Consider the following 12,452-nt stretch of genomic DNA (forward strand, 5'->3'; position numbering starts at 1 on the left):
GACGTGATCCACGACGTGATCCACGGTGTTGGATCATTCGTCTGGATCATTCGGCCTACCGGTGATCCATCATCTGTGTGAGATCTCCTCGTATCGAGGTGTGTCCTACATCGATTTCTCGGCCGATCCCTTTGTCGACAAGGGATCGGCCGTCGCGCGTCTCTGACCTGCTACTTCGCACGACAACCCGTTCGGCCCCACGAACACCACCGGGTGGAATCACAGATTCCACTTGTGGGGACGCACTCCTGTCGTCAAAACCCTGTCGCACGGACCTTGCCGAATGGGTGGCCATCGCGCGCCGGAGGGGTGATCATGAGGATGACCAGAGCGCACTTCCCATGAGGAGGCACGGGTGGCCGAGACTCTGAAGAAGGGCAGCCGGGTGACCGGCGCCGCGCGCGACAAGCTCGCGGCAGACCTGAAGAAGAAGTACGACTCCGGTGCGAGCATCCGGGCGCTGGCCGAGGAAACCGGTCGCTCGTATGGCTTTGTTCACCGGATGCTCAGCGAGTCGGGCGTCACGCTGCGTGGGCGTGGCGGGGCGACCCGAGGCAAGAAGGCTGCCTCGTCCTGACCCGGGGCGGCCCACCGCTTTCGATGGTGGCCACCCGGTCGGTTGTCCGACCGGCCGGGTGGTTACTGTGCAGTCACTTAGCTGACCGCTAGCTGATCGCACCCATCGGAGGCTCCTCATGGCCACGCCCGACCAGGAACTCGTTCCCCTGCTCGACAAGGACGGCGTACGGCTCACCGTCGACGACACGCTCGCCACGGTGACGCTGGCCAACCCGGCCAAGCGCAATGCGCAGAGCCCCGCCATGTGGCGGGCGCTCGCCGAAGCCGGGCGGCTGGTGCCGGGCTCCGTCCGCGTGGTCGTGCTGCGCGGTGAGGGCAAGTCCTTCTCCGCGGGGCTCGACCGGCAGATGTTCACGCCCGAGGGGATCGAGGGCGAGCCGTCCTTCATCGACCTCGCGCGCAGTGGTGACGCCGAACTCGACGCCGCCATCGCCGGGTTCCAGGAGGGCTTCACCTGGTGGCGGCGCAACGACCTCGTGTCCATCGCCGCCGTCCAGGGCCACGCCATCGGCGCGGGCTTCCAGCTGGCTCTCGCCTGTGACCTGCGCGTCGTCGCCGACGACGTGCAGTTCGCCATGCGGGAGACCGGCCTCGGCCTCGTGCCCGACCTGACCGGCACGCATCCCCTCGTCTCCCTGGTCGGCTACGGCCGTGCGGCCGAGATCTGCCTGACCGGCCGGTTCGTGCACGCCGCGGAGGCGGTGAGCTCCGGGCTCGCCAACATCGCCGTGCCCGCGCAGGACCTCGACACCGCGACGCGTGAGCTGGCCGCGGCGATCCTGGCCGCGCCCCGGGAGGCCGTCATCGAGACCAAGGCACTGCTGCGCGGCGCCGGCGACCGCACCTACGACGAGCAGCGCGCCGCCGAGCGCGCCGCCCAGGGCCGCCGTCTGCGGGACCTGGCCGGCGTGGGCGAGTGAGCCGATTCCCCGCGGGCCCCGGTCACTCCACCGCCGTGACCACGACGGCCACCGTCGGGTGATCCCGTAGCGCTTCCGACACCACCGCACGCACCTCCCGGGCCACCTCCACGGCCCGGTGGTGCGCACTCACCGCGATCTCCACGCGTGCGTGGCGGTTCGGCAGGGCGGTCGCGTGCTGTCGTTCCTCGATGCGCACCGCCCTGCCGAAGACATCGGTCAACCGGGTCACCCCGGGCACGGACAGAGCGGCGACGGTCGCGCGTGCCTCGTCGCCGTGCTGTGCGGCTCCGACGTGCTGTGGCTCCGGACCGGGCCGTACCGCCTCCGGTTCCGGCTCCTCGTCCAGCAGGGCCGTCACCCGCAGGTCGACCTCCGCCACCACCAGTCCGAGCCGATCCGTCGCGGCCGCCGCCAGCGCCGTGCGCAGGCGGGACGCCGCCGTCGGCAGCGGCTCGGACGAGGACGCGGCGATGTCCGCCGTCACCCGTAGCGGCCCGGGCGGCAGGGCGCTCGGCGGAGGGGGCACGGCGGGCTCGTACACCCCCGCCGGGTCGGCCACCGCGATCCGCAGCGCGCCCGTCCGCACGCCCTCCACACCCCGCACCGCCCGCCGCAGCACCGCCTCGGCCGCCGCCTCCGTGATCCATGCGCCGTCCCGCGGTCCGCCCAGCGGGAGCAGCCTGCCGAGGCTCAGCTGATGCCGTACCGCGCTCGTCCATCCGTCCACCGTCATTGCTCCAGCCTGCCGCATCCCTGGCGCGCGGTCGGGCAACCGCGCTTACCGTGGTGGAAGTGACGAGGAACGAACCGGGCGTAAGGACGTACGGCGATGACCGAGGCAGCAGCGGAGCAGCACCGGACGCAGGTTTCCGACGGCGGCACCGAGCCGTTGGGGACCCGCAGGACGACCAAGCGCGGCGGCGGTGATCCGGCGACCCGGGGGCGGACCACCATCGCCGACGGTGTCGTCGAGAAGATCGCGGGCCTCGCGGCACGGGACGTCCTGGGCGTCCACGCGATGGGCAGCGGACTCAGCCGCACCTTCGGCGCCGTTCGGGACCGGGTGCCCGGCGGCTCGAAGTCGGTGAGCCGAGGGGTGAAGGCCGAGGTCGGCGAGGTGCAGACCGCGCTCGACCTGGAGATCGTCGTCGACTACGGAGTGGCCATCGCCGACGTGGCGCAGGCCGTGCGGGAGAACGTGATCGCGGCCGTGGAGCGGATGACCGGACTGGAGGTCGTCGAGGTCAACATCGCGGTGAGCGACGTCAAGCTGCCCGACGAAGAGGACGAGGAGCCGGAGCCCCGGATCCAGTGACACGCAGACGACGGCCGGGTGACCGGACCGCCGAGGGGAGAACACCTTGAGCATGGCCGTGGTCGGCATGATCGCCGGCATGGCGCTGGGCTTCGCCGGATACTTCGGCGGGTTCGGGGCCTTCCTCCTGGTGGCGGCACTGGGCGCCGTCGGGTTCGTCGTCGGCCGGGTCCTGGAGGGGGACCTGGAACTCGGCGACTTCTTCCGTACCCGCGACGACCGGCGCCGGTGAGCTCCGTGGACGAGGGAGGCGCCGCCGTCGGCGGGCACCGGTCCGTCGTTCCCCCGGGCGCGCGCGGCGCGACCCGCATCGCCGACCGGGTGGTGGCGAAGATCGCCGCCCAGGCCGCCCGCGAGGCGGTCGGACCCCTGCCGTCCGACGCCGCGGGACCGCACGCCACCGTCGTCGTCCACCACGAGACCGCGCATGTCCGGGTCCATCTCGAACTCGACTACCCGACCGATATCGGCGGACGTTGTCACCGTGTGCGTCGGCATGTCACCGAGCGGGTAGGCGCGTTGGTGGGAATGGAGGTTCCGGAGGTCGCCGTCCAGGTGGAACGGCTGCACCTGACAGCGGCCCCCGGCGTGGCGCACGGGAGGGCGCGATGAGCGAGCCCGGAGGCTTGCAGGGCAGCACACTGCCTGTTCTGGAGAAACCCACGCAAGAGGACGGCCCCGGCGCGGCGGGCCCCGCCGACCACCGCTTCTGGTCGGCGCGCCGCGTCCCGGCCGGTGTCGTCGCGGCGCTGCTGCTGGTCGTCGCGGCCGCCTTCCTCTACGACGTGGTCGCCGTACGCGCCCACCGGTCCGCCATGGCCTGGCGGACCGGGCTCGCCCGGCAGCTCGCCGAGCGCCCCCTCGACGACATCTGGGTGCTGATCGGCGCCGGGGTCGCGGCGGCCCTCGGCCTGTGGCTGATCGTCCTGGCGGTGACCCCGGGCCTCAGGGCGGTCCTGCCGATGCGCCGCACCCACCCGGACGTACGGGCGGGCCTCGACCGGGACGCCGCCGAACTGGTGCTGCGCGACCGGGCCATGGAGGTCGCCGGCGTGCAGTCGGTACGGGTGCGCGCGGGCCGCCGGAAGGCCGACGTCCGCGCGATCGCCCACTTCCGCGACCTGGACGACGTGCACGCCGACCTGGACGCCGTCCTCACCGACGCGATCCGTGGCCTGGGCCTGGTCCGGCCGCTCTCCCTGTCGGTCCATGTGCGGCGACCCGGGAAGAAGGGGTGAGGACCATGCTCGGTACCGTCAACCGCGTGCTCGTCGCAGTCGTCGGAGTGCTGCTGCTCGCCGTCGGCGGGGCGGTGCTGGCCGTGGGCCTGGGCGCCTCCGCGCCCTCCTGGTGGCTCCACCAGGGCCCGCACGACGTCCTTCTCACCACCGCCGAACGCACCCGCTGGCGCGCCGACGCCTGGTGGTGGCCGACGGTGATCGCGGTCCTCGCGCTCCTCGTCCTGCTGACCCTGTGGTGGCTGATGGCGGTCCTGCGCCGCCGCCGGCTGGGCGAGCTCCTCGTCGACACGGGCGACGGTGCGGGGGCGCTGCTGCGGGGCCGCGCCCTGGAGGGCGTCCTCGCCGGCGAGGCGCAGAAGCTGGACGGCGTCGCCCACGCCCATGTGGCGCTGAAGGGCAGGAGGGAGGCGCCGGAGGCGAGGGTCCGCCTGGTGCTGGAGCCGCACGTGGACCCGGCGACGGCGCTGGACCACCTGACGGCGCAGGCCCTGACCCACGCGCGGGACTCGGCGGCGCTCGCGGCACTGCCCGCGGAGGTGCGGATGAAGGGCGTCAAACACAAGGCCGAAAGGGTCGCCTGAGCTGCCCGGGAGTGCGGGGGCGGTGACGGTCCGCGGCTCTGCCGCGGGAGCGTGACCGGTCCCCGCGCCCGGCGCGCGACCCGTCAGAACCCGTGCCGCATCCCGCCGTCGACCGGCACCATGAGGCCCGTCAGATAGGAGGCCGCCGGCGACAGCAGGAACGCGGCCGTCCGGCCGAACTCCTCCGGAGTCCCGTACCGCCGCAGCGGAATCCGGGACTCGTTCGCGGCCCGGGTGGCCTCGGGATCGGCCGACAGCCCGTCCAGCTCCCGCACCCGATCGGTGTCGATACGGGCCGGCAGCAGTCCCACGACCCGGATCCCCCGGGGCCCCAACTCGTCGGAGAGCGACTTCGCGAACCCGGCCAGTCCGGGCCGCAGGCCGTTGGAGATGGTCAGCCCGGGAATCGGCTCGTGCACCGACCCCGACAGGACGAACCCGATGACCCCGCCCGCCTCCAGCTCGGCTGCGGCCGTCCGCGCCAGCCGGACCGCCCCGAGGAACACCGACTCGAACGCGGCATGCCACTGCTCGTCCGTGTTGTCCGCGACGAACCCGGGCGGCGGACCGCCCACGCTCACCAGCACCCCGTCGAAGCCGCCGAAGGCATCGCGCGCCGCCGCGATCAGCCGCGCCGCCGCCCCGGGGTCGGCGTTGTCCACGGCGAGTCCGACGGCGTTCGGCCCCAGTTCGGCCGCGGCGTCGGCGACGCGCTTCTCGTCCCGCCCGGTGAGCACGACCTTCGCGCCGTCCGCGACGAGCTCGCGCGCGGCGGCGTTGCCGAGGCCGCGCGTCGCCCCGGTGACCACGTACACCCGGTCCTTCAGTCCAAGATCCATGGCCCCTATCCTGCCTTCTCGGCGCCGAACAGGGCGAGGGCGGTGTTGACCAGGCCGATGTGGCTGAAGGCCTGCGGGAAGTTGCCGAGGTGCCGGCCGGTCGTCGGGTCGTACTCCTCCGCCAGCAGCCCCACGTCGTTGGCCAGGCCCACCAGCCGTTCGAACAGCTCCCGCGCCTCCTGTGTGCGGCCCGTCAGGTGCAGCGCGTCCGCGAGCCAGAACGAGCAGGCCAGGAAGGTGCCCTCGTCGCCCGGCAGGCCGTCGACGGTCGCGCCGTCCGTGCTGTAGCGGCGCAGCAGACCGCCGCGCCCCAGCTCCGCGCGGACCGCGTCGACGGTCCCGACCACCCGCGGGTCGTCCGGCGGCAGGAAGCCGACGCGCGGGATGAGCAGCAGGGCGGCGTCCAGGTCGCGCGAGCCGTAGTACTGGGTGAACGTGCCCCGCTCCGGGTCGTATCCCCGCTCGCACACCTCGCGGTGCACCTCGTCGCGCAGCGCCCGCCAGCCCGCCAGGTCACCGCCCAGATCGGGGTGCTCCTCCAGCGCGCGGACGGCCCGGTCGGCGGCCACCCACACCATCACCTTGGAGTGCACGAACTGGCGCCGGCCACCGCGCACCTCCCACAGACCCTCGTCCGGCTGCCGCCAGTTCTCGAGGAGCCACTTCATCAGCGCGCACTGCAACGACCATATGTGGGGCCGGGGTGACATGCCCGAGGTCCGGGCCAGCGACAGCGAGTCCATGACCTCGCCGTAGACGTCCAGTTGCAGCTGGCCCACGGCGCCGTTGCCGATGCGCACCGGCCTGGAGTCCCCGTAGCCGGACAGCCAGGGCAGCTCGTACTCGGGCAGCCGCCGCTCGCCCGCCAGCCCGTACATGATCTGGAGGTCCGCCGGATCTCCCGCGACGGCGCGCAGCAGCCAGTTGCGCCAGGCCTCGGCCTCGTCCTGGTAGCCGGCCGCCAGCAGGGCTCCGAGCGTGAGGGTGGAGTCGCGCAGCCAGCAGTAGCGGTAGTCCCAGTTGCGGACGCCGCCCATCTCCTCGGGCAGGGAGGTGGTGAGCGCGGCGACGATGCCGCCGGTGGGGACGTAGGTGAGGGCCTTGAGGGTGATCAGGGAGCGGACGACGGCGTCCCGGTGAGGTCCGTCGTAGCGGCAGCGGGCGGCCCACGCCTGCCAGTCGTCGACGCTGACCCGCAGCGCCTCCCACGGGTCGACGAGCGGCGGGCGCGCCTCGTGCGAGGGGTGCCAGGTCAGCACGAAGGCGACCGACTCGCCCTCGGCGACGGTGAACTCCGAGTACGTGGTGAAGTCCTCGCCCCAGGTGCGCACCTCCGGCTCGCTGCGGAACCAGACCGCGTCCGGACCGCCGATCGCCACCCGGTGGCCGTCGGCCCGGCGCATCCACGGGATGACCCAGCCGTAGTCGAAGCGCAGCCGCAGCGCGCTGCGGACGGTGACCCGGCCACGCAGCCCCTCGACGATGCGTACGACGTCGGGGGCCTTGTCGCGCTGGGGCATCAGGTCGGTGACCCGGATCGCGCCCTCGTCGGTCTCCCACTCGGTGTCCAGGACAAGGGTGTCGGGCCGGTAGGCACGCCGCGTGCAGGGACCCTGCGCCCCCTGGGGCGCGATGCGCCAGTGGCCGTTCTCCTCCTCGCCGAGGAGACGAGCGAAGCAGGCTCCGGAGTCGAAGCGGGGCAGACAGAGCCAGTCGACGGAACCGTCCATGCCGACCAGCGCGGCGGTCTGTTCGTCGCCGATGAGCGCGTAGTCCTCGATGCGGGGGTGCACGTAGTTCCGGGTTCCCGGCGGGCCCCGGGGGCAATCAGGGCTGCGGCCGGGCGAGTGACGGCGAGGCCGCCGGGGCGCCCGCGCCCGAGAAGACGACCCCAGGGTCCGACGGCGCCTGGTTCAGCACCCACAGGCCGATCAGCGTCGCCAGGGCGAAGACGACGGCGATCAGTACCGCGAGCACGAGCCGCCGCCGGCGTTCGCGCCGCAGCCACTCGCCGCGCGCCGTGCGATAGGCGTCCGGCGCCGGCCGCACGCCGTCGGCCAGTGCCTCCAGGGCCTCGCACAGCTCACGCCGGGTGCGGTCCTGCGCCGACGGCCGCGGCGGTTCCCGCCGGACACGGTCCGGGCCGGTGTCGTTCATCGCCGGGCCTCCATCGCCTGGGTGAGCGCGGCGAGGCCGCGTGAGGTGTGGGTCTTGACGGACCCGCAGGAGATGCCCATCGCGGCGGCGATCTCGCTCTCCTTCAGACCGAGCCAGTGCCGCAGCACGAGCGCCTCGCGCTGCCGGGCCGGCAGCTGCTGGAGGGCGTCGATCAGCACCCGCTGGTCGTCGCGCAGCAGCGCGGCGCTCTCCGCGGACGCCACGGTCTCGTCAGGCAGCTCCGGTGGGCTCTCCACATGACGGCGGGCCACCTGGAGATGACGTATCCGCATCCGGGTCAGATTGCAGACGGTGGACCGCAGATACGCCTCCGCCGCCTCCACGTCCCGCAGCCGCCGCCACTTCCGGTAGATCTGGTAGTACGCCTCGGCGACCACGTTCTCCGGATCGTCGGCGCCCAGCAGAACGGCCAGCCGCAGCATCGAGGAGTAGTGCAGCTCGAAGAGCCGGGCCAGGCCCGCCTCACGTTCCAGCTCGGCCGGGTCGCTCACCGCGGGGGCGAGCACCCGCTCCTCGACGAACGGTTCCGGTACGGGTATCGGGGGTCTGCGTCTCACGGGTGGTTCGCTCCCGTCTCGGGGCGTCGCCTGACGGTCAGGCGGGACGGCAGGTCGGTCGTGTCGGCGCCGCGCGGGACGCCGAGGCGTTCGAGGGCCGCGGTGCCGGCCACCGCGACGGTCAGGTTGAGCAGCAGGGCCACGATCCCGGCGTAGATCTCCAGCGGGCCGAACCCCAGGGTCACGATGGAGGAGAACCCCTCACGCACCACGAGGAAGGTCCCGGCCGCCATGCCGGCCGCCCACCCGGCGAGCAGCGCGCGCGGATGCAGCCGCCCGGTGAACAGCCCGACGGCCACGGCCGGGAAGATCTGGAGGATCCACACCCCGCCCAGCAGCTGGAGGTTGACGGCGTCCTGGTCGCGCAGCCCGAACACGAACGCCACCGCCCCCGCCTTCGCGGTCAGCGACACCGCCTTGGCGATCCGCACCTGCCGCTTGGGCGTGGCCGTCGGATGCACGTACTCGACGTACACGTTCCGTACGAAGCCGGTGGCGGCCGCGATCGACATCACCGCGGCCGGCACCAGCGCGCCCACGGTGATCGCCGCGAACACCAGCCCGGCCAGCGGCCCCGGCATCAGCCGGTCGACGAGCATCGGCACGGCGGCCTCGGCGCTCCCCCTGGGGGCCCGCACCCCCGCCGCGAGGGCCGCGATCCCCAGGAAGCCGAAGAGGGCGAGCAGTCCGGTCCAGGCGGGCAGCGCCGCGGAGACCTTGCGCAGGGTGCGCGGGCCGTCGGCGGCGAAACCGGCGGTGAGCACATGCGGATACATCAGCAGCGCCAGCGCGGAGCCGAGCGCGAGCGTGGCGTACGCGGGTTGCTGAGCGGGGGAGAGGGCCAGCGGGGAGTGGGCGACGTCCGTCCCGCCGAGCCCGCGCGCCGCGCCCGCGAACACCGCCCCGGGACCGCCGAGCCGCCGGAACACGAGCCAGCACACGGCGGTCAGCGACACGAACACCGCCACCGCCTTCAGCGCCGAGATGACCGCGGGTGCCCGCAGCCCGTGCCGGTACGTCGCCACCGCGAGCCCCGCGAACAGTGCCACCATCACCAGATCCCCGGCCGCGCCCCGCGGATACACGCCCCCGGCGGTCAGCACCGCGCGTATCCCGAGCAGTTGCAGCGCGAGATACGGCATCGTCGCGAGGATCCCGGTGAGCGCGACCACCAGGGCCAGTGGCGGTGACCCGTACCGCCCCCGTACGAAGTCGGCGGCGGTGACATAGCCGTTCCTGCGGGCCACGCTGCCCAGCCGGCTCAGCAGCACGAAGGCGAGCGGGCAGACGATCACCGTGTAGGGCACCGCGAAGAACGCCGGCGCGCCGTTGCCGTACGCCAGCCCCGGGACGGCCGTGAAGGTGTACGCGGTGAAGATCGTGCCGCCCAGCAACAGCCAGGTCCACACCGGGCCGAGGCTGCGGTCGGCCAGCGCCCAGCCCTCCAGGGAGGGCAGCCGGTCACTGGGGCGCAGCCGCCGCGCGGTCACGGCGAGCAGTGACGCCCCGCCGATCACGGCGAGGAACGTCGTGGTCATGGCGCCGTCGGCCATGGGTCACCGTCCTTGGTGTGCCTGTGCCCTCACCGGTTGGTTGCGCGAGCGGCGGTTTCGGTTGACGGGGAACCGGCGGGAAATCCTCTGGAAATTCGCTGTCAACCGCTTCCGGCGGGTGGGCAACTCTTGCACAGACCGACAGCGTGCGGGAGAGCCGCCCGCCGCTGTTCTCCGTGTTCTCCGTAACCTCCGTCAGCTCGGCGAGGAGCCGCCATGCGTACGTCAGCCCTGCCCGAAACCGGCCTCCCGGCGCCGGAAAAATCCCGTATCACCCCGAAATCCATCCTGCTGTGGAGCGCTGTCGCGCTGGTCGGCGCCGTCGCCTGGGGCGTTCTGGCCCTCGCCCGAGGCGAGCGGATATCGGCCGTCTGGCTGGTGGTCGCGGCCCTCGGTTCGTACGCCATCGCCTACCGCTTCTACGCCCGCCTGATCGCCCGGCGGGTCCTGAAGCCGGACGACCGCCGCGCCACCCCCGCCGAACGCCTCGAGGACGGCGTCGACTTCCAGCCGACCGACCGCCGGGTCCTGCTCGGCCACCACTTCGCCGCGATCGCCGGCGCCGGCCCGCTGGTGGGACCGGTGCTCGCGGCCCAGATGGGCTACCTGCCCGGCACCCTGTGGATCGTCGCCGGGGTGATCTTCGCGGGGGCGGTGCAGGACATGGTCGTGCTGTTCCTGTCGATGCGCCGGGACGGCAAGTCGCTCGGGCAGCTGGCCCGTGACGAGATCGGCCGGGCCGGCGGGGCTGCCGCCCTGGTCGCCGTCTTCGCCATCATGATCATCCTGCTGGGTGTGCTGGCGCTGGTCGTGGTCAACGCCCTCGCCCACTCGCCCTGGGGGACGTTCTCGGTCGCGATGACCGTGCCCATCGCCCTCTTCATGGGCTTCTGGCTGCACCGGATCCGGCCGGGCCGGGTCGTCGAGACGAGCTTCATCGGCGTGGCGCTGCTGCTGCTCGCGATCGTCGGCGGCGGCTGGGTGCAGAACTCCTCGCTGGCCGACACCTTCACCCTGAGCCCGACGACGCTCGTCTTCTGCCTCATCGGCTACGGCTTCGTCGCGTCCGTCCTGCCGGTGTGGATGCTCCTCGCCCCGCGCGACTACCTGTCCACCTTCATGAAGATCGGCACCATCGCCCTGCTGGCGGTCGGGGTGGTCGTCGCCGCGCCCGTGCTCAGGGCGGACGCGGTGAGCGACTTCGCGTCCTCGGGCGCGGGCCCCGTCTTCGCCGGCTCGCTGTTCCCCTTCCTCTTCATCACCATCGCGTGCGGCGCGCTGTCCGGCTTCCACGCCCTCGTCGCGTCCGGGACCACCCCCAAGCTGATCCAGAAGGAGTCCCAGGTCCGGCTGATCGGCTACGGCGCGATGCTGATGGAGTCCTTCGTCGCGATCATGGCGCTCATCGCGGCCGCCACCCTGGAGCCCGGCCTGTACTACGCGATGAACGCGCCGGCGGGCCTGCTGGGCACGACGGCCGAGTCGGCGTCCCACGCGGTCGCGGGCCTCGGCTTCACCGTCACCCCCGACCAGCTCACCCAGGCCGCGAAAGCGGTCGAGGAACAGACCCTGATCGCCCGCTCGGGCGGTGCGCCCACCCTCGCGGTCGGCATGTCGGAGATCTTCTCCGGCATCTTCGGCGGCTCCGCGATGAAGGCCTTCTGGTACCACTTCGCCATCATGTTCGAGGCGCTGTTCATCCTGACGACCGTGGACGCGGGCACCCGGGTCGGCCGCTTCATGCTCCAGGACATGCTCGGCAACGTCTTCAAGCCGCTCGGCCGCGTCAACTGGAAGCCCGGCATCTGGCTGTGCAGCGCTCTGGTCGTCGCCGCCTGGGGCTACTTCCTGCACTCCGGCGCCACCGACCCGCTCGGCGGGATCAACCAGCTGTTCCCCCTCTTCGGCATCGCGAACCAGTTGCTCGCCGCCATCGCCCTCACCGTCTGCACGACGGTCCTGGTCAAGTCCGGTCGACTGCGCTGGGCCTGGGTGACGGGTGTCCCGCTGGCCTGGGTGGTCGCGATCACCTTCACCGCCGGCTGGCAGAAGATCTTCTCCGAAGACCCCAGGATCGGCTTCTTCGCCCAGCGCACGCGGTACGCCGACGCCCTCGACGCCGGCCAGGTGCTGCCGCCCGCCAAGTCACCGGCCGACATGCACACGGTGGTCACCAACTCCACGGTGGACGGCGTACTGATCGCCGTGTTCCTGCTGCTGGTCGCCGTGGTGATCGTCAACGCGGCGGTGGTGTGCGTACGGGCCGTACGATCGCCGGCTCCGCTCCCGACGACCGAGGCGCCCTTCGTCGAGTCCCGTATTGCCGTCCCCACGACGAAGACGGAACCGGAACTCCTGACGGAGGCCCGCCTGTGACGTCCGCTGCCGACGGGGCGAGGCACCGGCGTGGGGCGCGGGGTATGGCTCGGGGCGTGCGCTGGGTGCGGGCCGTGCGCTGGTATCTGCGGGAGTTGACCGGGGAGGCGGAGTACGACCGCTACTGCGAGCGGCACCGGCGCCACCACCCGCTCGCACCGATCCCGACCCGGCGCGAGTACCAGACGCTGCGCAGCCGGCACCGCGAGGAACACCCGCAGAGCCGCTGCTGCTGAGCTGCCGGGTGGTGTGGTGGCCGGGTGGGCGGGGCGTGGGCGGGCTCCCGGGCCTCGCCCGCGCCGGTGTCCGC

15 protein-coding genes are annotated in these 12,452 nt (G+C 72.7%); 9 read left to right on the plus strand and 6 right to left on the minus strand.

Annotated elements, in window-relative coordinates; all coding sequences use genetic code 11:
- The first annotated feature begins 355 nt into the window (after positions 1 to 355).
- Together OHU34_RS32530 and OHU34_RS32535 are read left to right on the plus strand one after the other, a co-directional pair.
- On the plus strand, positions 356 to 577 hold the full coding sequence (locus OHU34_RS32530) for a helix-turn-helix domain-containing protein (protein ID WP_004002281.1): 222 nt from the start codon (positions 356 to 358) through the stop codon (positions 575 to 577).
- Positions 578 to 695: 118 nt separating this feature from the next.
- Positions 696 to 1,499, plus strand: a complete 804-nt coding sequence (locus tag OHU34_RS32535; protein WP_142269661.1) for an enoyl-CoA hydratase/isomerase family protein — start codon at positions 696 to 698, stop codon at positions 1,497 to 1,499.
- 22 nt (positions 1,500 to 1,521) lie between these two features.
- On the opposite strand, the gene OHU34_RS32540 is transcribed toward OHU34_RS32535, so the two are convergent.
- Entirely contained in the window at positions 1,522 to 2,235 is a 714-nt protein-coding gene (locus OHU34_RS32540; protein ID WP_200840059.1) for a nucleopolyhedrovirus P10 family protein, read from the minus strand.
- A 96-nt stretch (positions 2,236 to 2,331) separates the two neighbouring features.
- Here OHU34_RS32540 and OHU34_RS32545 point away from each other — a divergent pair, with 96 nt between their 5' ends.
- From OHU34_RS32545 to amaP, 5 genes are read left to right on the plus strand one after another with little or no spacing between them, the layout of a single operon-like run.
- Complete coding sequence (locus OHU34_RS32545) at positions 2,332 to 2,817, plus strand: Asp23/Gls24 family envelope stress response protein (RefSeq protein WP_057599276.1); 486 nt, start codon at positions 2,332 to 2,334, stop codon at positions 2,815 to 2,817.
- A 46-nt stretch (positions 2,818 to 2,863) separates the two neighbouring features.
- A complete protein-coding gene (locus tag OHU34_RS32550; protein ID WP_142269660.1) occupies positions 2,864 to 3,049 on the plus strand; it encodes a hypothetical protein in 186 nt (61 codons plus the stop codon).
- Positions 3,046 to 3,429: an Asp23/Gls24 family envelope stress response protein gene (locus tag OHU34_RS32555; protein WP_142269659.1), complete on the plus strand. Its 384-nt coding sequence runs from the start codon at positions 3,046 to 3,048 to the stop codon at positions 3,427 to 3,429. The genes OHU34_RS32550 and OHU34_RS32555 overlap by 4 nt, the downstream gene beginning before the upstream one ends.
- A complete protein-coding gene (locus tag OHU34_RS32560; protein ID WP_142269658.1) occupies positions 3,426 to 4,055 on the plus strand; it encodes a DUF6286 domain-containing protein in 630 nt (209 codons plus the stop codon). Before OHU34_RS32555 ends, OHU34_RS32560 begins: the two co-directional genes overlap by 4 nt.
- Before the next feature lie 5 nt (positions 4,056 to 4,060).
- Positions 4,061 to 4,639, plus strand: coding sequence for an alkaline shock response membrane anchor protein AmaP (gene amaP, locus OHU34_RS32565; RefSeq protein ID WP_372481779.1), 579 nt, complete (start codon positions 4,061 to 4,063; stop codon positions 4,637 to 4,639).
- Positions 4,640 to 4,722: 83 nt separating this feature from the next.
- On the opposite strand, the gene OHU34_RS32570 is transcribed toward amaP, so the two are convergent.
- From OHU34_RS32570 to OHU34_RS32590, 5 genes are read right to left on the minus strand one after another with little or no spacing between them, the layout of a single operon-like run.
- Positions 4,723 to 5,478 (minus strand): SDR family oxidoreductase, encoded by a 756-nt coding sequence (locus OHU34_RS32570; RefSeq protein WP_405769703.1) that lies wholly within the window; start codon positions 5,476 to 5,478, stop codon positions 4,723 to 4,725.
- Positions 5,479 to 5,483: 5 nt separating this feature from the next.
- Entirely contained in the window at positions 5,484 to 7,271 is a 1,788-nt protein-coding gene (locus tag OHU34_RS32575) for a glycoside hydrolase family 15 protein (protein ID WP_142269655.1), read from the minus strand.
- 34 nt (positions 7,272 to 7,305) lie between these two features.
- Complete coding sequence (locus OHU34_RS32580; RefSeq protein WP_020130424.1) at positions 7,306 to 7,635, minus strand: hypothetical protein; 330 nt, start codon at positions 7,633 to 7,635, stop codon at positions 7,306 to 7,308.
- Entirely contained in the window at positions 7,632 to 8,195 is a 564-nt protein-coding gene (locus tag OHU34_RS32585; protein WP_052183833.1) for a SigE family RNA polymerase sigma factor, read from the minus strand. Before OHU34_RS32585 ends, OHU34_RS32580 begins: the two co-directional genes overlap by 4 nt.
- A 14-nt stretch (positions 8,196 to 8,209) precedes the next feature.
- Positions 8,210 to 9,766: a sodium:solute symporter gene (locus tag OHU34_RS32590; protein ID WP_142269654.1), complete on the minus strand. Its 1,557-nt coding sequence runs from the start codon at positions 9,764 to 9,766 to the stop codon at positions 8,210 to 8,212.
- Between the two features lie 216 nt (positions 9,767 to 9,982).
- Between OHU34_RS32590 and OHU34_RS32595 the strand changes: the two genes are divergently transcribed.
- Both OHU34_RS32595 and OHU34_RS32600 read left to right on the plus strand, forming a co-directional pair.
- Positions 9,983 to 12,142: a carbon starvation CstA family protein gene (locus OHU34_RS32595; RefSeq protein WP_230196300.1), complete on the plus strand. Its 2,160-nt coding sequence runs from the start codon at positions 9,983 to 9,985 to the stop codon at positions 12,140 to 12,142.
- Between the two features lie 44 nt (positions 12,143 to 12,186).
- Positions 12,187 to 12,378: a YbdD/YjiX family protein gene (locus OHU34_RS32600; protein ID WP_230196301.1), complete on the plus strand. Its 192-nt coding sequence runs from the start codon at positions 12,187 to 12,189 to the stop codon at positions 12,376 to 12,378.
- The last annotated feature ends 74 nt before the right edge of the window (positions 12,379 to 12,452 follow it).

This window comes from Streptomyces sp. NBC_00080 (assembly GCF_045041255.1).
Classification (GTDB): Bacteria; Actinomycetota; Actinomycetes; order Streptomycetales; family Streptomycetaceae; genus Streptomyces; species Streptomyces coriariae.